The organism is Dinoroseobacter sp. S124A (assembly GCF_049801015.1).
Lineage (GTDB): Bacteria > Pseudomonadota > Alphaproteobacteria > Rhodobacterales > Rhodobacteraceae > Dinoroseobacter.
Window position 1 is genome coordinate 17,910 of sequence record NZ_JBNAGD010000002.1, and the last position, 22,642, is coordinate 40,551.

23 protein-coding genes and 1 riboswitch are annotated in these 22,642 nt (G+C 65.7%); of the genes, 10 read left to right on the plus strand and 13 right to left on the minus strand.

Annotated elements, in window-relative coordinates; all coding sequences use genetic code 11:
- Positions 1–38: 38 nt before the first annotated feature.
- The 13 genes from ACP15I_RS04805 to ACP15I_RS04865 form a co-directional block, all read right to left on the minus strand.
- The gene (locus ACP15I_RS04805; RefSeq protein WP_424968277.1) at positions 39–995 is read right to left on the minus strand and encodes a glycine betaine ABC transporter substrate-binding protein; all 957 of its coding nucleotides are present in this window, start codon (positions 993–995) and stop codon (positions 39–41) included.
- Positions 996–1,096: 101 nt separating this feature from the next.
- Positions 1,097–1,516, minus strand: a complete 420-nt coding sequence (locus ACP15I_RS04810; protein WP_424968278.1) for a universal stress protein — start codon at positions 1,514–1,516, stop codon at positions 1,097–1,099.
- A 39-nt stretch (positions 1,517–1,555) separates the two neighbouring features.
- Positions 1,556–2,599: a YeiH family protein gene (locus ACP15I_RS04815; RefSeq protein ID WP_424974136.1), complete on the minus strand. Its 1,044-nt coding sequence runs from the start codon at positions 2,597–2,599 to the stop codon at positions 1,556–1,558.
- Positions 2,596–3,609 carry an Ldh family oxidoreductase gene (locus ACP15I_RS04820; RefSeq protein WP_424974137.1) on the minus strand — a complete coding sequence of 338 codons (1,014 nt, stop codon included), beginning with the start codon at positions 3,607–3,609 and terminating at the stop codon, positions 2,596–2,598. Before ACP15I_RS04820 ends, ACP15I_RS04815 begins: the two co-directional genes overlap by 4 nt.
- A gap of 91 nt (positions 3,610–3,700) precedes the next feature.
- Positions 3,701–4,882, minus strand: a complete 1,182-nt coding sequence (locus ACP15I_RS04825) for a UxaA family hydrolase (protein WP_424968281.1) — start codon at positions 4,880–4,882, stop codon at positions 3,701–3,703.
- 12 nt (positions 4,883–4,894) lie between these two features.
- Positions 4,895–5,185, minus strand: a complete 291-nt coding sequence (locus tag ACP15I_RS04830; RefSeq protein ID WP_424968283.1) for a UxaA family hydrolase — start codon at positions 5,183–5,185, stop codon at positions 4,895–4,897.
- A 15-nt stretch (positions 5,186–5,200) separates the two neighbouring features.
- On the minus strand, positions 5,201–6,184 hold the full coding sequence (locus ACP15I_RS04835) for an alcohol dehydrogenase catalytic domain-containing protein (protein WP_424974138.1): 984 nt from the start codon (positions 6,182–6,184) through the stop codon (positions 5,201–5,203).
- Positions 6,181–6,948, minus strand: a complete 768-nt coding sequence (locus ACP15I_RS04840; protein WP_424974139.1) for an SDR family NAD(P)-dependent oxidoreductase — start codon at positions 6,946–6,948, stop codon at positions 6,181–6,183. The genes ACP15I_RS04835 and ACP15I_RS04840 overlap by 4 nt, the downstream gene beginning before the upstream one ends.
- Positions 6,941–8,248 (minus strand): histidinol dehydrogenase, encoded by a 1,308-nt coding sequence (gene hisD / locus ACP15I_RS04845; RefSeq protein WP_424974140.1) that lies wholly within the window; start codon positions 8,246–8,248, stop codon positions 6,941–6,943. The genes ACP15I_RS04840 and hisD overlap by 8 nt, the downstream gene beginning before the upstream one ends.
- 9 nt (positions 8,249–8,257) lie before the next feature.
- The gene (locus ACP15I_RS04850) at positions 8,258–9,586 is read right to left on the minus strand and encodes a TRAP transporter large permease (protein ID WP_424974141.1); all 1,329 of its coding nucleotides are present in this window, start codon (positions 9,584–9,586) and stop codon (positions 8,258–8,260) included.
- A gap of 13 nt (positions 9,587–9,599) precedes the next feature.
- Positions 9,600–10,115 carry a TRAP transporter small permease gene (locus ACP15I_RS04855; RefSeq protein ID WP_424974143.1) on the minus strand — a complete coding sequence of 172 codons (516 nt, stop codon included), beginning with the start codon at positions 10,113–10,115 and terminating at the stop codon, positions 9,600–9,602.
- Between the two features lie 117 nt (positions 10,116–10,232).
- Positions 10,233–11,381 (minus strand): TRAP transporter substrate-binding protein, encoded by a 1,149-nt coding sequence (locus tag ACP15I_RS04860; RefSeq protein ID WP_424974144.1) that lies wholly within the window; start codon positions 11,379–11,381, stop codon positions 10,233–10,235.
- Positions 11,382–11,393: 12 nt separating this feature from the next.
- Positions 11,394–11,585 carry a hypothetical protein gene (locus ACP15I_RS04865; RefSeq protein WP_424968290.1) on the minus strand — a complete coding sequence of 64 codons (192 nt, stop codon included), beginning with the start codon at positions 11,583–11,585 and terminating at the stop codon, positions 11,394–11,396.
- A gap of 179 nt (positions 11,586–11,764) precedes the next feature.
- Here ACP15I_RS04865 and ACP15I_RS04870 point away from each other — a divergent pair, with 179 nt between their 5' ends.
- The 10 genes from ACP15I_RS04870 to ACP15I_RS04915 all read left to right on the plus strand — a co-directional run bounded on the left by ACP15I_RS04870 (position 11,765) and on the right by ACP15I_RS04915 (position 22,623).
- Positions 11,765–12,820: a LacI family DNA-binding transcriptional regulator gene (locus ACP15I_RS04870; RefSeq protein ID WP_424968291.1), complete on the plus strand. Its 1,056-nt coding sequence runs from the start codon at positions 11,765–11,767 to the stop codon at positions 12,818–12,820.
- A gap of 273 nt (positions 12,821–13,093) precedes the next feature.
- A riboswitch (guanidine-I (ykkC/yxkD leader) is annotated at positions 13,094–13,207 on the plus strand.
- 87 nt (positions 13,208–13,294) lie between these two features.
- Entirely contained in the window at positions 13,295–14,359 is a 1,065-nt protein-coding gene (locus ACP15I_RS04875; RefSeq protein WP_424974145.1) for a putative urea ABC transporter substrate-binding protein, read from the plus strand.
- Between the two features lie 60 nt (positions 14,360–14,419).
- Entirely contained in the window at positions 14,420–15,232 is an 813-nt protein-coding gene (locus ACP15I_RS04880) for an ABC transporter permease (protein ID WP_424974146.1), read from the plus strand.
- Positions 15,229–16,056: an ABC transporter ATP-binding protein gene (locus ACP15I_RS04885; protein WP_424968294.1), complete on the plus strand. Its 828-nt coding sequence runs from the start codon at positions 15,229–15,231 to the stop codon at positions 16,054–16,056. Before ACP15I_RS04880 ends, ACP15I_RS04885 begins: the two co-directional genes overlap by 4 nt.
- A gap of 43 nt (positions 16,057–16,099) precedes the next feature.
- Positions 16,100–17,344 carry an agmatinase family protein gene (locus ACP15I_RS04890; protein WP_424968295.1) on the plus strand — a complete coding sequence of 415 codons (1,245 nt, stop codon included), beginning with the start codon at positions 16,100–16,102 and terminating at the stop codon, positions 17,342–17,344.
- Positions 17,334–17,834 (plus strand): hypothetical protein, encoded by a 501-nt coding sequence (locus ACP15I_RS04895; protein WP_424974147.1) that lies wholly within the window; start codon positions 17,334–17,336, stop codon positions 17,832–17,834. Before ACP15I_RS04890 ends, ACP15I_RS04895 begins: the two co-directional genes overlap by 11 nt.
- Before the next feature lie 85 nt (positions 17,835–17,919).
- A complete protein-coding gene (locus ACP15I_RS04900; RefSeq protein ID WP_424974148.1) occupies positions 17,920–20,115 on the plus strand; it encodes a thiamine pyrophosphate-dependent enzyme in 2,196 nt (731 codons plus the stop codon).
- Positions 20,112–20,849, plus strand: coding sequence for a 5-oxoprolinase subunit B family protein (locus ACP15I_RS04905; RefSeq protein ID WP_424974149.1), 738 nt, complete (start codon positions 20,112–20,114; stop codon positions 20,847–20,849). The genes ACP15I_RS04900 and ACP15I_RS04905 overlap by 4 nt, the downstream gene beginning before the upstream one ends.
- Positions 20,846–21,856, plus strand: coding sequence for a biotin-dependent carboxyltransferase family protein (locus tag ACP15I_RS04910; protein ID WP_424974150.1), 1,011 nt, complete (start codon positions 20,846–20,848; stop codon positions 21,854–21,856). Before ACP15I_RS04905 ends, ACP15I_RS04910 begins: the two co-directional genes overlap by 4 nt.
- Entirely contained in the window at positions 21,853–22,623 is a 771-nt protein-coding gene (locus ACP15I_RS04915) for a LamB/YcsF family protein (RefSeq protein ID WP_424974151.1), read from the plus strand. Before ACP15I_RS04910 ends, ACP15I_RS04915 begins: the two co-directional genes overlap by 4 nt.
- The last annotated feature ends 19 nt before the right edge of the window (positions 22,624–22,642 follow it).

Genomic DNA, 22,642 nt, shown 5'->3' on the forward strand with positions numbered 1-22,642 from the left:
GCCGCGAGTGTGTCGCGGCGGCCAGGTGTTCGGAGGGCTTAGTTGCTCAACCAGTTGAGGACTGTTTCCTCATTCGCGTCGACCCAGGCGCGGGCGAATTCTCCAGGGTCCTGGTTATCGACCGACAGGGCCTTGCCCATGGCGCTGAGCGCATCGCCCTGCATCTGGTAGTTGGCGAACAGGGACGCGACCTCGGGGTAGGACTCTTCCAGTTCCTTGGCATAGTGCAGGTGCAGGGTGGCACCATTCCAGGCCGTGGAAGCTTCGGATTTCGCGAGCCAATCGGGGTCATCCGTCGGCTGAACAATGTTCCAGGTGGCCGGGTCATGTGCCGGCTCTTCCAGCATGACAATGTCGTAGGTGACGAACAGGAAGTGCGGCCGGTAGCAGAAACCGATCCAAGGTTCCTTGGCCTGGATCGCGTTTGCGAGGTTCGCATAGGCGATGGTTTCTTCATACTGCTCCAGCTCGAAGACAGCATCATAGCCGTATGACTTCGCACGGATCTGTTCGATCACGGTCGACGCCCAGCCGGGTGCACCGATATACACTTCGGGGGTGCCATCCTCGTTGCGGTCGAACAATGCGGCCTTCTCGGGATCGGTGAGATCCTCGATGGAGGACACGCCCATCTCTTCGGCAACATAGCGGGGCACGCACATGCCCTGCTCGGCTTGCACCGGGTTTTCGTTCATGACGACAGTCGCGTTCTCCTGCACATACTTGTTGTGCAGGTTCTGCTGGTTCGGCATCCAGACTTCGGGGTGCGCATGGATCGAGCCCTTGTCCATCGCCTCGAAGACGATCGGGTTCGTGCCGTTCTGCAGTTCCACGTCGAGGCCGAGGTTCTCCTCGATCACGATCTCAAGAACATGCGCAGTTGCATTGACCGACGCCCAGTTCGGCACACCGATCACGATATCCGCGGCATGCGCGGATCCCGCAGCAACGGCTGCGGCGCAGGTGGCTGACAGAAGCGCTTTGGTTCTGGTCATTCCCATTAGGTTCTTACTCCCTGTTAACGGGGCGCTGTTTGCTCGCGCCCCTTGATGATCTCGATATTCGAGAATTCCTGTTCCTTGTCAGCCTGTTTCGGTCATGCGGGATCCGGACGGACCACCATCACCGAACATGCTGCACGGCGCACCGTTCGTGCGGCGGTGCTGCCTAAAAAGTAATCACGAATTCCGGGGCGATGGCTACCCACAATAATGAGGGAACAGCCATGATCCTCGGCAAATTGCGGGATTTCTACGCCGGGCTTGCCGGTGCCTACATGGATTGCCACGTCTTTGGCCTCTCCGATGAGCGCTTTGAGTCGGCCCTCCACCTCAGCAGTCAGGTGATTGGGCGGCTTGTGTGTGACGAACTCTGACACATAGCCGGGAACGCTTTCAAGTACCGTCAGCACAAGGATCTCGCCACCGGGCGAGAGCAGGCCCCGGGCTTGCGCCAGTTTCTGGGGGATCAGGTCTTCGTGGTCGAGTTCGACCGGGACGAGGATCTTGCTGTACATGGCGTCTCCTTTGCAGGCGCGGAACGAGACCGGCCGGGATCAGGGTCCCAGCCAGGTCAGGGTGAGCAGGATCAGACCTGCGAGAAAGAGGGTTTCCGCCAGGATCAGCCAGACGGCGGGCATGCCGACATTGACGATATCGGCGGGCCGGGTCTTCAGCCCGACGGCGCCGATGGCCGCGAGCAGCATCCAGCGCGAGGCCTCGCCCGAGATCTCGATCACCGGGGCCGGGATCAGCGAAAAGGAGGACAGGGTGCAGAGCACCACAAAGACGATCAGGAACCCGGGCAGGATGCTGCTGGCCTTGCCCGGCTCGTCGGGGGACTGTCCCATGCGGCGCAGCACGATGGCCGCCGTCAGAACCACCGGCGCCAGCAGGGCGACCCGCAGCAGCTTGACCATGGTCGCGGTCTCGCCGGTCGTGTCCGAGATCGAGAAGCCCGCGCCGACCACCTGGGCCACATCATGGATCGTGGCCCCGAGGAAGATCCCGGCGGTCCTGTCATCCATGCCCATCATCTGCACGAGGATCGGATACAGGATCATCGCCAGGGTCGAGAGCACCGTGACCCCGACCACCGTGAAGACCAGCCGGTCCTCGGAGCGTTCATCCTTTGGCAGCACGGCGGCAATCGCAAGCGCGGCAGAGGCCCCGCAGATCGCCACGGATCCGGCCGAGAGAAACGCAAAGCGGTAGCGGAACCCGAAGAACCGCGCGATCAGCATCCCGAAGGCGATGGTCGCCCCGACACTGCCCAGAATGGCCAGCACGATGGGCAGGCCCAGATCGCCGAGCATGGCAAAGCTGATCTGAAGCCCGAGAAGCGCGACACCCGCCCGCAGGACGGTGCGGGCGGCGAAGTTGATCCCGGGAACGGCGCGTCCGGTCTCGGACAGAAAGTTCAGTGCGATCCCGAAGAGGAGCGCCATCAGCATGGCCGGAGCGCCGTAATGCTCGGCCACGAACCGGCTGGCCAGGGCGATCAGAATAGCCAGCATGATGCCGGGCCCGTGCAGATTGGCAAAGGCCAGCGCGCGCTGGCCCCAGCCGTTTGCCGCGGGTTGTCCGCCGTCCAGTGTCATCCCGCGTCTCCGGCGAGGCGGCGTGCGCCTTCGATATAATGCAGCGGGACGGCGATGCCCTCGGCCTCGGCGGCCGCGATGGCGGCGAGGCGGCGGGTGCCGGGCAGGCGCGCGCCGTCCATCTCTTCGATATGACCGAGCAGGGTTTCGAGCCGCGCGGTGAAGGCCTCGGCCCCCTCGGGTGGCCGATAGAGTGTCAGGAACTGCCCAACGCCCGGACGGGGGCCGTCGGCGGTGAAGAACGATCCGGCATCGGTGCTCAGCGTCGCGCCGGTCATGACCGCCGAGAGGATCTCGACCATCAGCGCCAGCGCGGTGCCCTTGGCGTCCCCGATGGGCACCATGGTGCCCGCAAGAGCCGCCTCGGGATCGGTGGTCGGGTTGCCGTCTGCATCCAGCGCCCAGCCCTCGGGGATCGGCTTGCCGGCCTTCTTGGCGTTCATCACCTTGCCGCGGGCCACCACGGACAGGGACAGATCGATCACCAGCGGGGCCGCCGCCGCGCGCGGCGTGGCAAAAGCGATGGGGTTCGTGCCGTAAAGCGGGGTCTTGGCCCCCCAGGGGGCAATCGCGGCGGGGGCATTTACGACCATCATCGCCACCAGCCCGGCACGCGCGGCCCGGTCCACCTGCACCGAGAGCGCCCCGCAATGGTGCGAGTTCGTGATCGCAAGGGCGGCGGTGCCATATTCCTGCGCGATCTCAACACCTTCGGTCAGGGCGCGGTCCATGGCCGGATAGGCAAAACCATAGCCCGCATCCACCAGCAGGGTGGTCGGCGCCGGGCGGTGCACGGCGATCTCGGCCGCGGCCTGGATCTTGCCGGTGCGGGCCTGGGCCACGTAATCCTCGAGCCGGGAAAACCCGTGGCCGACCTGGCCTTCGGCTTCGGCGGCGACGAGGGCGTTTGCGGTGCTGCGCGCGGCGATTTCGGGGACACCATTGGCCGTGAAGGCCCGGTACATGAGGTCGCGCGCATCGGCGAGCGAGAGTGTCTCAGTGGCTGACATCGGAGTCCTTGTCAGGAAGTAGGGACGCCCGCCCGGCAGGCGTCAAAAAGGCGAACGGGCGCGCGAAGGGACTCGCGCGCCCGCCTGATCTTTACGCGCTCCGATACAGCTTTGTCATGGAGAATTCCCGGTGTCCGAGAGCCTCCGCGGCGGTATTGCGCCCGTTGGCCGTGCGGCAGATCATTTCGATCAGCGCGTCGCCCGCTTCGTCGATGGTCATCTCGCGGCGCAGGATGCCCGAGACGTCCACATCCACATGCTCGCTCATGGTCCGGACGGTGCGCGGGTTGGCGGTGATCTTGATCACCGGGACGATCGGGTTGCCGACCACGTTGCCCTGACCGGTGGGGAAGGTGTGGATCACCGCACCGCCCGCCGCCATCAGCGTGACGCATTCCGCCGCCGCCGAGGAGCTGTCCATGAAGTAGAGGCCATTGCCCGACTTGGGCGCCTCAGCGGGCTCGAGGATATCGATGAACTGCGAAGTCCGGCCGATCTTCTCGAGATTGCCGAGGGCCTTTTCCTCGATGGTGGTCAGACCGCCCTCGATATTGCCCTTGGTGGGCTGGCTGTCGCTCAGGTCATCGGTCTGGTGCGCGAAGATCACGTCATCCTGATAGGCCTTCCACATCTTGTACCAGCGCTCGCCGACCTCTTCGTTGATCGCACGCTTCTGGCAGATATGCTCGGCGCCGGTGATCTCGGAGGTCTCGCCGAAAAAGCCGGTGATCCCTTCGGGCAGGAGCTTGTCATACATGTTGCCGACCGTGGGGCAGGAGCCCAGACCGGTGGTCGTGTCGCTCTCGCCGCATTTGGTCGAGACCCAGAGCTCGTTGATCGAGCATTCCTCGCGCTGCATCTCGGTCGCCTTGTGGACGAAATCCTTCGCCGCCCAGGAGGCCGCGCGGATCGTCTCGAAGTCGCCCTTCTGCTCGATCGAGAATTCGGCCACTTCCTTGCCGGTCTCGCGAATGCCATCGGCGATGCGCTTGGTCCAGCCGGGCTCGATCCCGATCACCACGACCGAATGCACGTTCGGGTTCGCGCCCGTGCCGATGATGGTGCGGAAATGCGTCTCGAGGTCTTCGCCGAACTGCAGGCGGCCATAGGCGTGCGGGATCGCCATGGTGCCTTTGACGTTGTTCGCGACTGCTTCGCAGGCCGCGTTCGAGATGTCGTCGACCGGCAGGATGATGACGTGGTTGCGCACGCCCACACGGCCGTTTTCACGCCGGTAACCCTTGACCGTCAGATTGGAGTATTTCGATGCCATGAGAGTGGCTCCTTACCAGCGTTTCGTTTTGCAGTTATGGGTGTGCAGATGCTCGCCCTGGCCGACATCGGCGATGATCTTGCCGATGTCCTCGCCGTATTTCATGGCCGTGTCGCCGGACTTGAGGTCGGTGAGCGCGACCTTGTGGCCGATCGGCACATCGTGCTTGGCGGTCAGGCGGAAGGTGGAATTGTCATGGGTGATGCAGCACAGCATATCCGTGCCAGCGGTCAGCCCCTCGACCACCACGACGCCGACATTGTCGGCTTGCTCGTGGACCAGAAGGTGCGGGATTTCAGACATGTATGTCTCCTGTCTTTACGGCTTGAGTATGATCTTGGGGGCGGGCACGCGGCCCGCGCGGATATCGGCAAAGGCCGCCGCCCCCTCGGCAAGGGGGCGGGTCTCTGTCCAGTCGAGCGCACCCAGACGGCCATCGAACATGGCCGCGCAGGTGTCTCGAAAGTCTTGTGCTGTGTAGGTGTATGTCCCGATCACAGTGATCTCTTGCAGGGTGATGCGCCGAATGTCGAGCCCGGCGGCCCCGCCGCCCAGCCCGATATGCAGCAGCAGACCGCCGGGCCGGGTCGCAGCACTGGCGGCTGCGCGGGTCGCATCATAGCCGACCCCGTCCACGGTGATGTCAAAGATCTGGCCTTCGACATCCTCCGGGGCGACCACGTTGCAATTCTCGTTGAGGTTCAGATACGAGCGCCGGATCGAATTGGGTTCGACCAACGTCACGTCGCGCACCCCTTGCGCGATCAGGCTGATCGCCGCGGCCACGCCGATGGCACCGCCCCCGATCACCAGCGCGGTGTCGCGGCGGTCATCGGCCATGGAGTGCAGACCCAGCCGGATCGCGTGCCAGCTGACGGCGACGGGCTCGGCCAGGGAGGCCTTCTCGAGGCTGAACCCATCGGGCACGGTCACCAGATTGCGTCCGGGCATGGTCACGTATTGCGCAAAGGCGCCTTCGCGCGGCGGCATCGAGATGATCTGGCGCGTCGCGCACAGGTTGTCGCGCCCCGAGACACAGGCAGGGCAGGTGCCGCAGGTCACCAGCGGGTTGATCGTGACCCGCTCGCCGTCCCGGGGCCCGCCGACGATCTTGCCCGCACCCTCATGGCCGAGGATTAGTGGCGCGGGGCGGCGGTCATCATGGCCCAGATAGGCATGCAAGTCCGACCCGCAGATCCCGACACTGTCGATGCGGATAAGGTGATGGTCATCGGCGGGCGTCGGATCCGCGACGTCGCGAAACTCGAGTTCTTCTAGCCCGGTGTAAACAAGTGCCTTCATTTGGCCGTGAACCCTCCATCCACCATCAGGACCTGCCCGGTGACATAGGCCGAGGCCTCTGAGCACAGAAAGAGGAGCGGGCCGTCGATATCCTCGGGCGTACCATTGCGCCCGATGCAGGTCTTGTCGGCAAGCTCCTGGGCGAGGGCGGGGTTGTCGAAGACGGGGGCCGTCAGCTCGGTGCGGAAAAAGCCCGGGCCGATGGCATTGGCGTTGATCCCCTGCGCCGACCAGGCTTCGGCCATGGCGCGGGTGAGCTGGGCGATCCCGCCCTTGGTGGCCCCGTAGGCGACGCCGCCCGGAAAGGCCCGGGTCGTCTGCAGCGAGGCGAAATTCACGATCCGGCCCCAGCCCTTTTCGGACATGGCCGGCACAAGTGCCTGCGCCAGAAAGAACGGCGCGGTCAGGTTCAGGGCAAGCGTCTGGTCCCACCCCTTGGCGGTGACCGCATCGGCGCGCTCACGGTTGTTGATGCCCGCGGCCAGCACAAGGATGTCCGGCGCACCGAACGGGGCGGCGATGGCCTCGACCATGTCTTGCAGGCTGTCACGGTCGGCCACGTCCCAGACCACGCTTGCGGTCTGGCCCTTGGTCTCAGCCTCCCATGCGGCCAGCGCCTCGGCGCGGCGGGCGACGCCCACGACGGACGCCCCCGCCTGCGCGAGGATCGTGGCCGCGCGCCGACCGAGCCCGGAGCTCGCGCCGGTCACGCAGGCCACCCGACCGGTGAGGTCGAGCAGGGAGGCAGGCGTCCCGTCAGCCATTGGCTGTCAGGTCGAAGGTCTGGTCGGGGAAGTACTTCTTGAGGCGGATATCGGCCGTGCGGGCATGGCCCTCCATCCCCTCGAGACGCGCGATCCGGGCGGTGGCTTCGGCCACGGGCTTGGCGCCTTCGCGGGTCGAGCGCTGCCAGGTCACGATCTTCATGTACTTGTGGACCGACAGGCCCCCGGTGTAATTCGCAGCCCCCGAGGTCGGCAGCACGTGGTTGGTGCCCGACGCCTTGTCGCCAAAGGCCACGGTGGTCTCTTCGCCCAGGAAAAGCGAGCCATAGCAGGACAGCCGGTCGAGCCACCAATCCAGATCCTCGGCCTGCACCGTCAGGTGCTCGGGCGCGTAGTCATCCGACGTGGCGGCCATCTCTTCGCGGTCGGCGCAGAGGATGACCTCGGCATAGTCGCGCCAGGCGGCCGTGGCATTGTCGCGGTTCACATCCGGCAGATCTGCGATCAGGTCGGGCACAAGGCGCATGACCTCTTCGGCGAGGGGACGGTCATCGGTCACCAGCCAAACCGGCGAGTTGTAGCCATGCTCGGCCTGACCCACCAGATCCGCCGCCACCACCATCGGGTCGGCAGAGGCATCGGCGAGGATAAGGCTGTCGGTCGGCCCGGCGATCATGTCGATCCCGACCCGGCCAAAGAGCATCCGCTTGGCCTCGGCCACGAACTGGTTGCCTGGACCCACGAGGATGTTGGCCTTGGGCAGCCCGAAAAGCCCGAAGGTCATGGCCGCCACACCCTGCACCCCGCCCATGGCGAGGATCGTGTCCGCGCCGCAGATATGCGCCGCATAGATGATGGCAGGGGCAATGCCGACCTCGGGCCGGGGCGGGGAGCAGGCCACGATGTGGTTGCAGCCCGCCACCTTGGCGGTGGTCACGGTCATGATCGCGCTGGCGATGTGGCTGTAGCGCCCGCCCGGCACATAACAGCCCGCCGCCGAGACCGGGATCGCCTTTTGACCCGCGATCAGACCCGGCACCACCTCGGTCTCGAAATTCGCGACAGTGGCCTTCTGGGCCTCGGCGAATTTCTTGACGTTGGCATGGGCGAACTGAATGTCCTGCTTCAGTTTCTCCGGCACCACGGCGATTGCCGCGTCGATCTCTTCCTGGCTCAGGATGATCGACCCCTCGTAATTGTCGAACTTCTTGGCATAGGCGAGGGCGGCGTCATCCCCGCCGGCCTCGATCTCGTCGAGGATGCCGCGCACGATTTCCTGCGTGTCAGAGGCATCGCTCTTGGGGGTGAGGGTTGCTTTTTTGAGATATTCTCTCGGCATGGATCAGTCCTACTTGAAGATATCTGGAAGGAGCGCTGTGGAAATCGCCGGGATATAGGCAATCATCAGCGTCACGATGAGCATGAAGAACACAAACGGGACGGCGCGATAGGCAATTTTCAAGATCGACTCCCCCGTTATGCCCGAGACCACGAAGAGGTTCAGTCCCAGCGGTGGCGTGATGAACCCGACGCCGAGGGCGGTGATCATCATGATGCAGAACTGGATCTCGTTCATCCCGATCTCTTCGGCCAGCGGCAGCAGGATCGGTGCGAGGATCACGATGTTCGGCGTGGTCTCCATCACGCAGCCTGCGGCCACGAGGATCCCCACCATCAGCAGGATCAGCACCCAGGGCTCTTCGCTCAGGCCCGTGGCCACTGCGACGAAGCCTTGCGGCACCCCGATGATCGCCAGCGCTTCGGCGAGCGGCACCGAGAAGGCGATGATCGGCAGGATCACACCGTTGACCTTGGCCGAGCTGACCAGCATGGCCGGGAAATCGCTCAGCTTCAGGGTGCCGAGGATGAAGCCCATCAGGATGGTCACGACGACCGCCGTGGCCCCGGCCTCGGTCGGGGTCAGACGCCCCGAGAAGATCCCGTAGAAGATGATGCCGGGCACGATGAAGGCGTACCAGCCGGATTTCAGGGCCTTGCCGAGGCGCGAGAAATACTCACCCGCACTGATATTGCCGCCACCTTCCCAGCCGTTGAGCCGGTTCATGATGATATTGGTCACCAGGATCGAGACCAGGATCGCGAGCCCCGGGATCACCGCTGCGAGGAACAGGGTGGAGGCCGATATCCCCAGCACGAGGCCGATGATGATATAGGCGATCGAGGGCGGGATCAGGATCCCGGTACAGGCACCCGCCGCCACCAGCGCACAGGCATAGGGCCGGGGGTAGCCGCTCTCGACGAGGCGGTCGATGGTCATCCGGCCCACCGCCGCAGCACCCGCCGCGTCAGAGCCCGAGATGGCCGCGAACATCCCGCAGACCAGCACCGTGGCCGAACCGAAGCCGCCCTTGGCGAATTGCGTGAGCGCTTCTGCCACGTCGAGGAATTTGCGCGACAGGCCCGTCCGGACCAGCGCATCCCCCGTCAGGATGAAGAGCGGAACCGCCGTCAGCGCGAAGGCGTCGATCCCGGAAAAGAGGCGTTCGCCCACAAGGCTGAGGGGCAGGGCGCCCGACCAGACCAGCATGAGGATCGCGGAGGCGCCGATGGCGGCCCAGACCGGAACGGCCAGTGCCACGAGGACGACGAACATGATCACGGGGCCATAGAAATCCCAGCCCAGGATCACGGATTGTTCCATTTGTTGCCAAAGCATTTATCCGGTCCTCTCAGTCAAACAGCTTGTCGCCTTCGTAAACGGGACGTCCCGCACGAAGGTCGCTCACATCTCGCCGCAAGGACTGCACGAGGCGGAAAATGACGAGGGTGAAGCCGATGGGCACAGCCATCAGGAACCAGACCTGGCTGATCCGCAGACCCGGGGTGACCGAGCCGAACTTGGCCGAGACGAGGACGGTTTCGAAGGACCAGTAGAGCGCGATGATCGCGACCACGAACATGACCAGATCGCCAAAGATATAGAGCAGGGTTTTCACCTTGCGGCCCGCATACTGCATGATCACGTCGATGCGGATATGGCCGCGCTCCTTCACTGCTGCGGCGCAGCCGATCCAGGCGAGGTAGATAAAGGAATAACGGACAATCTCTTCTCCCCAGATCGAGGAGTAGGACATGATTTCACGCCGCAGCACCTCGATGAACATGGTGGCGACGAGCATCACGTAGAACAAAAGCAGCGCCCATCTCTCCCCGTTCTTGTCTATCGCTTTCAAGATATTTTGCATGAGTCCCTCCCCGACCCCAATAGGGCCCTGCCCTGGTTCGGGCTGGTCCGTGCTTTTTTGAAACGGTTGTGAGGGACCGGCGCGCCAAGGCGCCGGTCCCGAATGGTCTTCCGTGAGTTACGCGTCGTGTACGTAGTACTTTCCTCTTGTTTCTGCGGCTTCGGCCAGCTTGTCGAAGGTCTCCATGGAGCCGGCAAGCTCGACCTTGAACTGGTCCCATTCGGAACGCTGGTAGCCGCCTGCCTCTTGCCATTCGGCCAGCTGGTCGTCGTTCAGCGAGTGGAACTGGACACCGGCCTTGGTCAGCTCGGACATCGCGTAGGCGCGCGCAGAGGGCACCTTGGCGAGGTTCTGATGCGTGGTCATCTCGCCGGCAAACTCGATGCCTTCCTGCACATCGGCAGGCAGGGAGTTGAACCATTCGAGGTTCATCGAGAAGACCTGGCTGTCCGGCACCGCCTGGGTGAAGGTCACGTGGCTGAGAATGTCGGCAAAGCCGAACACGTAAAGCGCACCAACCGACGGATCGAGCGCATCGGCCACGCCCTGCTTGATCGCCGAGGGGGTTTCGCCCCAGGCCACCGGCGTCGGGTTCGCGCCGACCAGACGGTAATACTGCTGCAGCATGGCAGATCCCGGCACGCGGAATTTCACCCCGTCCAGATCGCCCGGCGTCAGGACCGGACCGGCCCCACCGGCGCGCATGGCGACAACGCGGGGGTCGATCACGACATAGAACAGCGCCTTGAAGCCTGCGGCCTCGACCTTGGGGTGGACCTCGGTCTTCCAGGCGTCCGAGCTCACCAGGTTGGTGAATTTCTGGTTGGAGCCACAGAAATACGGCATGTTGATCAGGTCAGCCGCGCTCGCATAGGGCGCGAAGTTGGACAGGGAGTGCTGTGCACACTGGATCGTGCCGCCCTGAACCGCCTGCACCAGTGCGCCGCCCGCGCCGAGCTGCCCGCCCGGGGCGAGCTTGACATAGACCTTGCCGTTGGTGGCGTTCTGGATGTTTTCCTTCAGGTCGAGCTGCATGATCGGATAGCTGCGCGACGCGCCGAGCACATAGGCGGTGGCCAGCGTCATGGTGTGATCGGCAGCCGCTTCGCGCTCACGCTCTTCGCGCGCGCTTTGGGCCACGGCCGCATCAGACCACAAAAGCCCCCCGGCACCGGCCACAAGCGCAGCGGTGAAGCTGCCCGTGCTCGCCAGTTTCAGAAAGTTCCTGCGCTCGACCGAGGCGATTTCTTTCATGTCACGATCCATAGTCTTCCTCCCTTATGGATTCTTGTCTTGTCTGTTCTGTTCGGCGGCTTCGCGCTGCAGAATGGCAGCGGTGAAGGCGATGGCGGCCGCAAAGAGCAGCACCATTTCCTGAACGTCATCGAGGATCGGGGCACCTGAAACAGCGCCGAGAACGACGTTGCCCACGTAAAGCCCGAACAAAATGATTGCGACGATTAATGCCATCGACTCGACCTCCCAGCGCTTCGATTCGAAATCAATGTAAGCGCTTACATACCGGCAGGCAAGCGCATACATTGATCTCGGACAAGGTTCTTTTCCCGCGCCCGCTCTGCGGGTAGGGTGGCGCACAGACCGTAGAAGCCGCGCGATAGAATGGCGGCTGCAGCGCGGTTGGGAGGATCATGACAGAACGCCAAAGGCAGAAGCCCCCGGCGCGTAAGGCCGCAAGCGATGCCCCGACCTTGCAGGACGTGGCGCAGGCGGCAGGGGTCTCGACGGCGACCGTGTCGCGCTGTCTCAACTCGCCCCAGCGCGTGGTGAAAGAGACCCGCGACCGGGTTCTGGCCGTGGTCGACAAGCTGGGCTATGCGCCGAATTTCGGCGCGCGGGCTTTGGCGGCCAAACGCACCAACACGATCGGCGCCATCATCCCGACCATGGAAAACGCGATCTTCGCCCGGGGCCTGCAGGCCTTTCAGGAGGAGTTGGCGGGTCATGGCCTGACCCTGCTGGTGGCAAGCTCGTCCTATCGGCCGGATCTGGAAGAAGAGCAGATCCGCACGCTGCTGGCGCGCGGGGCGGATGCGTTGCTGCTGATCGGGTTCGAGCGGGCGGCGCGGGTCTATGAGCTGCTGGATCAGCGTTCCGTGCCCTATGTCGTGGCTTGGGCCTTTGACGAGGCCGCGCAGCATCCCGCGATCGGCTTTGACAACCGCCAGGCGATGCAGGCGCTGGCCCGGCAGGTCTTCGATCTGGGCCATCGCGAGGTGGCCATCATCACCGCCCCGCTTGCGCCCAATGACCGGGCGCGCGACCGTGTCTCGGGGGTGTGGGACGCGGCGCGCGAGGTGGGGCTTTCGCCCGATGAGATCGTCCTGATCGAAACGCCGTACTCCATCGAGAACGGGGCCGCCGCGATGAAGTCGCTGCTGGAGCGCGCCCCGGGGACCACGGCGGTGATGTGCGGCAATGATGTTCTGGCCGTTGGCGCCATGGGGCAGGCGCAAAGCATGGGCCGCTCGGTGCCGGGGGACATTTCGATCACCGGGTTCGACGATATCGAGATTGCCGGGATCGTGACCCCTCCACTGACCACGGTGCATGTCCCGCATCGGCAGATGGGCAAGCAGGCGGCGCAAGTCCTGAGCGCGCTGCTGGGCGGGGCCAAACCCGGGGCGCCGGTCCGGTTGCAGACCGAGATCATTTCTCGCGCGTCGCTCGGGGTTGCGCCGGACTGAGCCGGGGCTTTCTCAGTCAATACATTAGCTTTGTCCCTTATCTGTCTGATAAAAAGTGCTTATCATCCTTGGGGTGATCTGACGGGTAGGGCTCGCGTCTTCGAGGCGTTTCGCGCGGCACCGTCCTTCATCGCCCAAACAGCCCTGCATCGCGCGCCGTGAAATGCATCAGGCGCACCGTTTTTGCGCCTAGAAATTAGGCGTTGCCCCGGCATGTCGGGAATTCCACGCCTTCGCTGTTTGCCGAACGCCTCGGGCTTTCTACGCTTTCAGGTGCAGGGGGCTTAGGGTTCCGCTTTGCGCGCAGCGCGTGAAGGCTGGTCCGAGAAGCACCGCCCAGGCGGCAAATTCCGCAAGGGTACACGGCGGGCCAAAATCCCGGGAGATTACTGCGTCGGTTCGCCCGCGCCTCATCTCTAGTTCTGTCAGCGGACCGATTTTCCATTTGGACAGAACAGAGAATGGGGAAATTTGATGCTCAAGACAGTCACGCTCAAGACAGCGCTTTTGACCACCGCACTGGGTCTGGCCCTCGCCGCGCCGGCCTCCGCGATGGAGAAATCCGAGTTCCGGGTCGCCTGGTCGATCTATGTGGGCTGGATGCCATGGGGCTATCTTGAGGACTCGGGCATCATGGACAAATGGGCCGAGAAATACGGCATCGATGTCGAGATCGTGCAGATCAACGATTATGTCGAGTCGATCAACCAATACACGGCGGGGGCCTTTGACGGGGTGTCGGCGACCAATATGGATACGCTGTCCATTCCCTCGGGCGGCGGGGTCGATACCACGGCGCTGATCGTCGGGGACTACTCCAACGGGAATGACGCGGTGATCCTCAAGGGCGAGGGCGGCCTCGCGGATCTGGCGGGCAAGCCGGTGAACCTCGTGGAGCTGTCGGTCAGCCATTACCTGCTGGCGCGGGGGCTCGATTCCGTGGGGCTGAGCGAGGCGGATCTGGACGGGGTGATCAACACCTCCGACGCGGATATGATCGCGGCCTTTGCCACGGATGATGTGGAGGCGGTCGTCACTTGGAACCCGCTGGTCTCGACCATTCTGGAGGAGCCGGGGGCCACCAAGCTTTTCGACAGCTCGGACATCCCCGGTGAAATCATCGACCTGATGGTGGTGAATACCGACACGCTGGAGGCGAACCCGGATTTCGGCAAGGCGCTGGTCGGGGCATGGTACGAGGTGATGGGGCTCATGGCGTCCGGAGATGAGGCCGCGCTGACGGCCATGGCCGAGGCCTCGGGCACGGATCTGGCCGGGTACAAGGCGCAGCTGGCGTCCACGGAGATGTTCTATACCCCCGCCGATGCGGTCGCCTTCACCACCAGTGCCGAGTTGCCCGAGACCATGGTGAATGTGGCGGAGTTCCTGTTCGACAAGGGCATTCTGGGCGAGGGCGCGCCGAGTGCGGATTTCGTGGGCGTGGCCTATCCGGACGGGTCGACTACGGGCGATGCGGGCAATGTCCAGTTCCGCTTTGACACGACCTATATGCAGATGGCCGCGGACGGCGCGCTCTGAGCGATCCGACCCCTGGTCGGGCGCCGTGCGCGCCCGGCCAGACCCCGGTGAGGAGGTCCCATGCGGCTGATCAATCGAAAACCCGGACGGGTGCTGGCGCTGTTTTTGCTGCTGCTGCCGTTTCTGGGCATCCTTCTGGCCTATAAGATGGGCTCGGATGCGCGGCTTGCGGTGAACCCGCAGGACAAGCTTTTGCCGGCGCTTTCGACCCTGAGCGCGACCGCAGAGCGGTTGGTGAGCGAGGGCAGCCGGCGCACCGGCGAGATCCTGTTCTGGAAAGACACGTGGTCGAGCCTGACGCGGCTCGGGCTCGGCGTGGGCATCGCCTCGTTCATCGGGTTGATGGCGGGGCTTGCGATTGGGTTGCTGCCCTATATGCGGGCCACGCTCGCAGGGTTTGTGGCCGTGGTTTCCATGGTGCCGCCGCTGGCGATCCTGCCCATCCTGTTTATCGTTTTCGGCCTTGGCGAGGTCAGCAAGGTCGCGCTGATCGTGATCGGGATCACGCCGTTTCTGATCCGGGACATGTCGGCGCGCACGCTGGAGCTGCCGAGCGAGCAGATCATCAAGGCCCAGACCCTGGGGGCCTCGTCGCTGGCCATCGCGATCCGGGTGGCCCTGCCGCAGATCATGCCGCGCCTCATTCAGGCGGTGCGTCTGTCGCTCGGGCCCGCATGGCTGTTCCTGATCGCGGCGGAGGCGATTGCCTCGGAGGATGGGCTGGGCTACCGGATCTTTCTCGTGCGGCGCTTTCTGGCGATGGATGTGATCCTTGTCTACGTGGTCTGGATCACCATCCTGGCCTTCGCGATCGATTATGCACTCAAGACTCTGTCGCGGCGGCTTTACCCGTGGATGGAGGCGTCCTTATGAGTTTCGTGCGCGCCGAGAACCTGTTCCAGAGCTATGGCCAGCGGCCCATTCTGGAACGGATCAACATCACCGCCGATGAGGGGGAGTTCATCTCGATCGTCGGGGCGTCGGGCTGCGGAAAGTCGACCTTTCTGCGCTTGCTGCTCGATCAGGAGCAGCCGACGCGCGGCGAGATCTATGTGGATGGCGAGCCGCTCGCGGGGGAGCCGACCCAGAGCCGGGGAATCGTGTTTCAGCGCTATTCCGTGTTTCCGCATATGACCGTGCGTGAGAACCTGATCGCTGCCGAGGGGCTGGGGGCGAACCTCTTCGGGATCCTGTCGCCCGGGGCCAAGCGGGCCGCCGGGGCGCGCGCGGATGAGGCTTTGGACCGGATCGGGCTGGCCCATGTGGCGCAGAACTATCCCGCGACCCTGTCGGGCGGGATGCAGCAGCGGCTGGCCATCGGGCAGGCGCTGGCGGCACGGCCCCGGATCCTGTTGCTGGATGAGCCTTTCGGGGCGCTTGATCCGGGGACGCGGCTGCAGATGCATGCCTTCTTGATGGAGTTGCGGGCCGAGACCAACATGACCGTGTTCATGGTGACCCATGATCTGGAAGAGGGGTTCAAGCTGGGCGACCGGGTCTGGGTGTTCGACAAGCCGCGCTGGGACCCCCATGATCCAGAGGCGTTCGGCGCCACCATCACCTATGACTTCGAGGCCCGCGATGGCGGGATCCCGTTTCAGAGCGGGCTCGGGTCCGCAGCGCCCGGCCCGGACGTCACGGCCCGCCCACCCACCCCCGCGCCGTCCGACCCGGGCGCTGCGGACCTTACGACCTAACCACGACTGCAAGACATCTCGGATACCGAGACTGGAGGATCTCATGCTCATCGCACCTGAGGCGCGCACGCGCTCTCACCACCCGGCGGATCAGCGCCATGACGCGCGGCGTTATCACCATCCGGATCTGAGCCGGCTTCAGGGCTGGAAGGCGATGAAGGCCGAGGCGGACCTGCCCGAGGGGCGCTGGGACGAGGAGCGGCGCTGGGCGCTGAAGATGGGTCTGACCGGGGCGGACAGCATCGAGGACAAGTCGATCCCGACCTTTGCCCGGGGCGAGCTGCCCCATTACGCGGGCATCAACACCTTTCTCAAGGCGCCCTATGCCGAGGATGTCGCGGAGGTGCAGCATTACGATGCCACCGTGCTCGGTATTCCCTTTGACGGCGGCACCACGTATCGGCCCGGCACGCGCTTCGGGCCCCAGGGCGTGCGCAAGATCTCGGCGCTTTACACGCCTTACAATTACGAGCTGGGCGTGGATCTGCGCGAGCAGATGACACTTTGCGATGCGGGGGACGTGTTCACCATCCCGGCCAATCTCGAGAAATCCTTCGACCAGATCACCCGGGCCGTCAGCCATGTGGCCTCATCAGGCTCCTTGCCGATCATGATCGGGGGCGACCATTCGATCGGGTTTCCCTGCGTGCGCGGGATTGCGGACTGCACCTCCAAGAAGATCGGGATCGTCCATTTCGACCGCCATGCGGACATTCAGGAAAAAGATCTCGACGAGCGGATGCACACCACCCCGTGGTTCCATGCCACGAACATGCCCAATGTCCCGGCCAAGAACCTCGTTCAGGTGGGCATCGGCGGCTGGCAGGTGCCCCGCGAGGCTGTGAAAGTCGCCCGCGAGCGCGAGACCAACATCATCACCATGTCGGATATGGAGCGGATGGGCGTCGACAAGACCGCGGAGATGGCGCTCGAGATGGCGTGGGACGGGGTGGACATGGTCTACATGTCCTTCGACATCGACAGCATCGATTGCGGCTTCGTGCCCGGCACCGGCTGGCCCGAGCCCGGCGGCTTCCTGCCGCGCGAGGCGCTGGCGCTGGCCTCCAAGGTTGCGGCTGAGGGGATTTGCGGGATGGAGCTGGTCGAGGTCAGCCCGCCCTATGACACCTCGGACATCACGGCCCTGATGGGCACGCGGGTGATCGTCGATGTTCTGGGGGCCATGGTTTCGGCGGGCACGCTCGGCAAGCACAAGCGCCATATCGACAAGCCGGTCACCATCCCCGCCGGGGAGTTCGAAGGAAAGCGGTGGTCCAATGCCACATGATCACGACCATGACCACGACCATGGCCATGATCATGCGCACGGGCATAGTCATGGACATCACCACCATGCGCAGGACCACGACCATGTGCGGGGGGATCACAATGCCCGCCCGGCGCGGCACCTGCACAGCCATCCCCATGAGGACCGCCCCGAAGAGGATATCCAGGCGCTCGCCACCGAGTTCATCAGCAGCTTTCAGGCAGCCCAGGACAAGGCGGCCTATCTCACCCTGAACGGGATCCCGCGCGAGATCCCGGACCGGGACGGGGGCGCGCCGCTCAAGCTGGTGGATGTGCAGCTCACCACCGAATGGCAGGTGGGAACGGCCTCACCCTCCTTCGGGTCGCGCGAGCTGACCTATCTGCCCTTTCCCGGTGACATGATCGAACCGCGCTCGAATCTGGGCTTTGTCTATGTCTCGATCCACCGCAAGGAGATGCTGGACCTGCGCGATGTGCTCGCCGAGCGCATGGCCAAGGGCGCGGTCTGAATTCTGCTGATTGCAACTGCCTGCGGAGGCAGGCAGTCTGGCCCGGCAGGAGAGAGGGCGCGCCGCGGCGCGAGCAGACCACGCCATGGACCGGGCCGAGATCGTACATGAGAATTTCCGTCGCCGTGTGGCGGCGGAGGACCTGCCAGCGGGTGCGGACCCTGCGGCGGGGCTGAGCCCGGGCGAGCTGCGCGGGCTCTTTGATGCGCAGGTGCTGAGCCGAGCGCTCGACCGTACGAGCCGGGCCATGCAGAAGGCGGGGCAGGGGTTCTACACCATCGGCTCCTCCGGGCATGAGGGGATGGCGGCGGTGGCCCATGCCCTGCGCGCGGATGATATCGCCTTTCTCCACTACCGCGACGCGGCCTTCCAGATCGCGCGCGGGCAACAGGCGGGCATGGCGCTGGACGAGATCGCGCGGGATATGCTTCTCAGCTTTGCCTGTGCCGCCGAGGACCCGATCAGCGGCGGGCGACACAAGGTGCTGGGCTCTCGCCCCCTGATGATCCCGCCACAGACCTCGACCATTGCGAGCCACCTGCCCAAGGCGGTGGGGGCGGCCTATGGCATCGGCTTGTCGCGGCGGCGTGCGCCGGGCTGGCCGCTGGTGCCCGATACGGCGATTGCCATGTGTTCCTTCGGCGATGCCTCGGTGAACCATTCGACGGCGCAAGGCGCGCTGAACACGGCCGGCTGGGCCGCGATCCAATCGGTGCCGCTGCCGCTGTTGTTCGTCTGCGAGGATAACGGGATCGGGATCTCGACCCCGACGCCCAAGGGCTGGATCGCCGCGAGCCTCTCGGCGCGGCCCGGCCTGCGGTACTTCACGGCCAATGGGCTGGATCTGTGCGAGACCGCCGCCAGGGCCGCCGAGGCCGCCGACTGGGTCCGGCGCACGCGCAAACCGGCGATCCTGCACCTGACCATGGTGCGGCTCTATGGCCATGCGGGGGCGGATCTGCCCACCACCTATCTGCCGCAGGCGCAGGTCGAGCGGGAGGAGGCGGATGATCCGCTGCTCCATTCCGTGCGGCTCTTGCAGGGGGCGGGCGCCTTGGCGCCGTCCGAGGCGCTGGCCCGGTATGACGAGGTGACCACAGAGGTCGCTGCGCTCAGCGGGCGGGCCGCGCAGGCACCCAGCCTCGGCGATGCCGGGGCGGTGGCCGCCTCGCTCCTGCCGCCGCGCCGGGCCGCGCCGGATCATGCCGCCCCGTCCGCCGAGGCGCGGGCGGCCTGTTTCGCGGGCGACCTCAAGGGGCAGGACAGCCCTCAGCCCATGTCGCGGCTGATCAGCTGGGCGCTCACGGATCTGATGTTGGCCCATCCCGAAACCCTCGTGATGGGCGAGGATGTGGGCCGCAAGGGTGGGGTCTATGGCGTCACGCAAAAGCTGCAGGCGCGGTTTGGCGCGGACCGGGTGATCGACACGCTGCTTGACGAGCAATCGATCCTCGGGCTGGCCATCGGGCTGGGACAAACCGGCTTCACCCCGATCCCCGAGATCCAGTTCCTCGCCTATCTGCACAATGCCGAGGACCAGCTGCGCGGCGAGGCGGCAACGCTGTCTTTCTTCAGCCAGGGCCAGTTTACGAACCCGATGGTGCTGCGCATCGCCGGGCTGGGCTATCAGAAAGGTTTCGGCGGGCATTTCCACAACGACAACTCGCTGGCGGTGCTGCGCGATATTCCGGGGCTGGTGATCGCCTGTCCGTCGACCGGCGATGACGCGGCGCGGATGTTGCGCGAATGCGTGCGGCTGGCGCGCGAAGAGCAGCGCGTGGTGGTCTTTGTTGAGCCCATCGCGCTCTATCCGATGCGCGATCTGCACAGCCCCGGGGATGGCGGCTGGATGCGCGCCTATCCGGAGCTCGGAGCGCGGATCGCCCTGGGGGAGATCGGTGTGACCGGGACCGGGCGCGATCTGGCGATCGTCACCTATGGCAACGGGCATTACCTGTCCCGCCAGGCCCTGCCGGAGCTGGAGGCCGCCGGGATCGCCACACGGGTCATCGACCTGCGCTGGCTCGCGCCGTTGCCCGAAGCCGCACTGCTGGAGGCCGTGGCGGACTGCGCCCACATCCTGATCGTGGATGAATGCCGCCGCACGGGCGGGCAGGCCGAGGGGCTTATGGCGCTCTTTGCCGAGCGGACCGATGCGCGGCTCGCGCGCGACACCGCCACGGATTGCTTCATTGCCACCGGGCGCGCCTATGCCGCGACCCTGCCCAGCCGCGAGAGCATCCTCGCCGCCGCGCGCGCCCTGCTCGGGAGGCCCGCGTGAGCGACTGGCCCTGCATTCGCCCCGTGGGCGTGACCGGCTGGCTGGTGAGTTTTGGCGATACCCTGACCGAGCGCGCCAATCGCGCCGCACTTGCCTTTCGCGCGAGCCTCGAGGCCGAGCGCTGGGCGGAGGTGGCCGAAACCTCCAGCACGCTGGCTTCGTGTTTCGTGCGGTTTGACCCGGTGACGGCGGATGCGGACGCGCTGGAGGCGCGGCTGAGCGCGCTTCTGGCGGCGCGGGACTGGTACGCCGCCGCCCCGCCGGAGGGGCGCAGGCTCTGGCAGATCCCTTGTGTGTTCGGCGGGCCGCGTGCTCCGCAGCTGGAGGAGGCTGCAGTGCAGGCGGGCCTGTCCCCGGACGAGGCGGTCGCGATGCTCAGCACGGCGCGGGTGCGGGTGCTCACCTTGGGGTTTGCGCCGGGCCAGCCCTATCTCGGCACGCTGCCCGAGGCTTGGGACCTGCCGCGCCAGACCGGGCTCACGCCGCGCGTGCCGGTGGGCGCACTGGTCCTCGCGATCCGGCAATTCGTGCTCTTTGCGACCTCGGCCCCCACGGGCTGGCGGCATGTGGGCCAGACGGCCTTTCGCGGCTACCGGCCCGAGGCCGAGCAGCCCTTTGCCCTGCGCCCGGGCGACGAGGTGGTCTTTCCGGTGGTGGATGAGGCGACCTATCTGGACCGGTGCGACGCCGATCCCAGCGGGCTTGGCGGCGCAACCAGCGAGCCGCTGTCATGATCGCGCAATTCGAGATCCTCGAGGCCGGCCCGGGGCTCAGCCTGCAGGATGCGGGCTGGCGCGGCTATATCGGGCAGGGGCTCTCGCCCGGTGGGGCCGCCGACCCGAGGGCGCTGGCCGAAGGGGGCGTTTTGCTGGGGCAGGATCCGCGCCGCGCCGCGCTTGAGATGGCCGGGCGGGGCGGGCGGTTTCGCGCCACGCGGGACTGCCGCATCGCGCTGACCGGCGCGCCCATGCAGGCGACAATGGACGGGGTGCCGATCCTCTGGAATGCCAGTCACCGCCTGCCCGCCGGGGCCGAGCTGAGCATCCGGGCCGCGCGGATGGGGGTGTATGGCTACCTGCATGTGGGCGGCGGGTTCGACACGCCGCAACGGCTCGGCTCGCGTGCGACCCATCTGGTCGCGGGGCTCGGGAGGCTTCTGGTCGCCGGGGACACGCTGCCGCTCGGCGCGGATGGGGGCGGGGCGGTTGGACAGGTTCTGCCGGATCCGGAGCGCTTTGCCGGAGGCCGTTTGCGGATCGTGCGCAGCTTTCAATCCGACCGTTTTGCCGAGGCGGATCTGCTGCGCCTGTCGCAGACCGCCTTCACCCGCGACATGCGCGGCAACCGCATGGGCGTGCGGCTGGACCACAAGGGCCCGGGCTTTTTCGCCCAAGGCGGGCTGACAGCCCTGTCCGAGATCGTCGTGCCCGGCGACATTCAGGTCACGGGCGAGGGCGCGCCCTATATCCTCGGCGTCGAATCCCAGACCACCGGCGGCTATCCCCGGATCGCCACCGTGATCCCAGCGGATCTGCCGCGCGCGATGCAGGCCCCGCCCGGTGCGCCCCTGCGTCTGACCCTGATCCCGCGCGCCGAGGCCATCGCCATCGAGCGCGCCGAGGCCCTGCGCCTGCGCGACCTGTCCCGCGGCCTGCGCCCGATCCTGCGCGACCCGGCGGATATCGCGGAACTTCTGTCCTACCAGCTCATTAGCGGCGTCACCGCCGGGGAGGTCCCATGACCCAGACTGTCGATCTCAACGCCGATATGGGGGAGGGGTTCGGCCCCTGGCCCATGGGCGAGGATGCCGCCCTGCTGGAAACGATCACATCGGCCAATATCGCCTGCGGCGCCCATGCGGGGGATTGGGATGTGATGGCCCGGACCATGGCGCTTGCGACCGAACGCGGGGTCGGGATCGGGGCGCATCCGGGCTTTCCGGACCTGCAGGGCTTCGGGCGGCGGCGGATGCAGATGCCCCATGACAGCCTGCGCAACCTCGTGGCCTATCAGGTGGGCGCGGCGCGTGGCATGGCGCAGCGCGTGGGCGGCACCGTGCGCCATGTGAAGCTCCACGGCGCGCTGGCCAATATGGCCTCCGAGGACGCGGCCATGGCGCAAGCCTGCTACGAGGGGGCGCTGGCGGTAGACCCGGATGTGATCATCATGGTGCTCGCCGCCACCGCGCAGCAGGAGGCCGTGCAGACGCTGGGCTGTCGCTGGGCGGCCGAGATCTTTGCCGACCGGGCCTATAATGACGACGCCACGCTGGTCGACCGCCGTCTGCCCGGCGCGGTGATCCACGACCCCGCTGAGGCAGGCGCACGCATGGTCGAGATGGTGCAGGCGGGCGCGATCATCACCGCCAGTGGCGCGCAGATCCCCACGCCGATCGACACCATCTGCCTGCATGGGGACACCGCCGAGGCCGTTGGGATCGCCCGGGCCACCCGCGCAGCGCTCGAGGCGGCGGGCATTACGCTCGGGGTCTTTCCGGGACGGCGCTGAGCCCTTTACACCCCGCGCA

Excerpts from the sequence above, each read along its gene's own strand:
- ACP15I_RS04885 (WP_424968294.1), top strand. The coding sequence starts at position 15,229 with ATGAGTTTCGTGCGCGCCGAGAACCTGTTCCAGAGCTATGGCCAGCGG.
- ACP15I_RS04900 (WP_424974148.1), top strand. The coding sequence starts at position 17,920 with ATGGACCGGGCCGAGATCGTACATGAGAATTTCCGTCGCCGTGTGGCG.
- ACP15I_RS04825 (WP_424968281.1), bottom strand. The coding sequence starts at position 4,882 with ATGGCATCGAAATACTCCAATCTGACGGTCAAGGGTTACCGGCGTGAA.
- ACP15I_RS04880 (WP_424974146.1), top strand. The coding sequence starts at position 14,420 with ATGCGGCTGATCAATCGAAAACCCGGACGGGTGCTGGCGCTGTTTTTG.
- ACP15I_RS04850 (WP_424974141.1), bottom strand. The coding sequence starts at position 9,586 with ATGCTTTGGCAACAAATGGAACAATCCGTGATCCTGGGCTGGGATTTC.
- ACP15I_RS04810 (WP_424968278.1), bottom strand. The coding sequence starts at position 1,516 with ATGTACAGCAAGATCCTCGTCCCGGTCGAACTCGACCACGAAGACCTG.
- ACP15I_RS04910 (WP_424974150.1), top strand. The coding sequence starts at position 20,846 with ATGATCGCGCAATTCGAGATCCTCGAGGCCGGCCCGGGGCTCAGCCTG.
- ACP15I_RS04830 (WP_424968283.1), bottom strand. The coding sequence starts at position 5,185 with ATGTCTGAAATCCCGCACCTTCTGGTCCACGAGCAAGCCGACAATGTC.
- ACP15I_RS04870 (WP_424968291.1), top strand. The coding sequence starts at position 11,765 with ATGACAGAACGCCAAAGGCAGAAGCCCCCGGCGCGTAAGGCCGCAAGC.
- hisD (WP_424974140.1), bottom strand. The coding sequence starts at position 8,248 with ATGCCGAGAGAATATCTCAAAAAAGCAACCCTCACCCCCAAGAGCGAT.
- ACP15I_RS04855 (WP_424974143.1), bottom strand. The coding sequence starts at position 10,115 with ATGCAAAATATCTTGAAAGCGATAGACAAGAACGGGGAGAGATGGGCG.
- ACP15I_RS04915 (WP_424974151.1), top strand. The coding sequence starts at position 21,853 with ATGACCCAGACTGTCGATCTCAACGCCGATATGGGGGAGGGGTTCGGC.
- ACP15I_RS04840 (WP_424974139.1), bottom strand. The coding sequence starts at position 6,948 with ATGGCTGACGGGACGCCTGCCTCCCTGCTCGACCTCACCGGTCGGGTG.
- ACP15I_RS04890 (WP_424968295.1), top strand. The coding sequence starts at position 16,100 with ATGCTCATCGCACCTGAGGCGCGCACGCGCTCTCACCACCCGGCGGAT.
- ACP15I_RS04860 (WP_424974144.1), bottom strand. The coding sequence starts at position 11,381 with ATGGATCGTGACATGAAAGAAATCGCCTCGGTCGAGCGCAGGAACTTT.
- ACP15I_RS04875 (WP_424974145.1), top strand. The coding sequence starts at position 13,295 with ATGCTCAAGACAGTCACGCTCAAGACAGCGCTTTTGACCACCGCACTG.
- ACP15I_RS04865 (WP_424968290.1), bottom strand. The coding sequence starts at position 11,585 with ATGGCATTAATCGTCGCAATCATTTTGTTCGGGCTTTACGTGGGCAAC.
- ACP15I_RS04835 (WP_424974138.1), bottom strand. The coding sequence starts at position 6,184 with ATGAAGGCACTTGTTTACACCGGGCTAGAAGAACTCGAGTTTCGCGAC.
- ACP15I_RS04815 (WP_424974136.1), bottom strand. The coding sequence starts at position 2,599 with ATGACACTGGACGGCGGACAACCCGCGGCAAACGGCTGGGGCCAGCGC.
- ACP15I_RS04805 (WP_424968277.1), bottom strand. The coding sequence starts at position 995 with ATGACCAGAACCAAAGCGCTTCTGTCAGCCACCTGCGCCGCAGCCGTT.
- ACP15I_RS04820 (WP_424974137.1), bottom strand. The coding sequence starts at position 3,609 with ATGTCAGCCACTGAGACACTCTCGCTCGCCGATGCGCGCGACCTCATG.
- ACP15I_RS04895 (WP_424974147.1), top strand. The coding sequence starts at position 17,334 with ATGCCACATGATCACGACCATGACCACGACCATGGCCATGATCATGCG.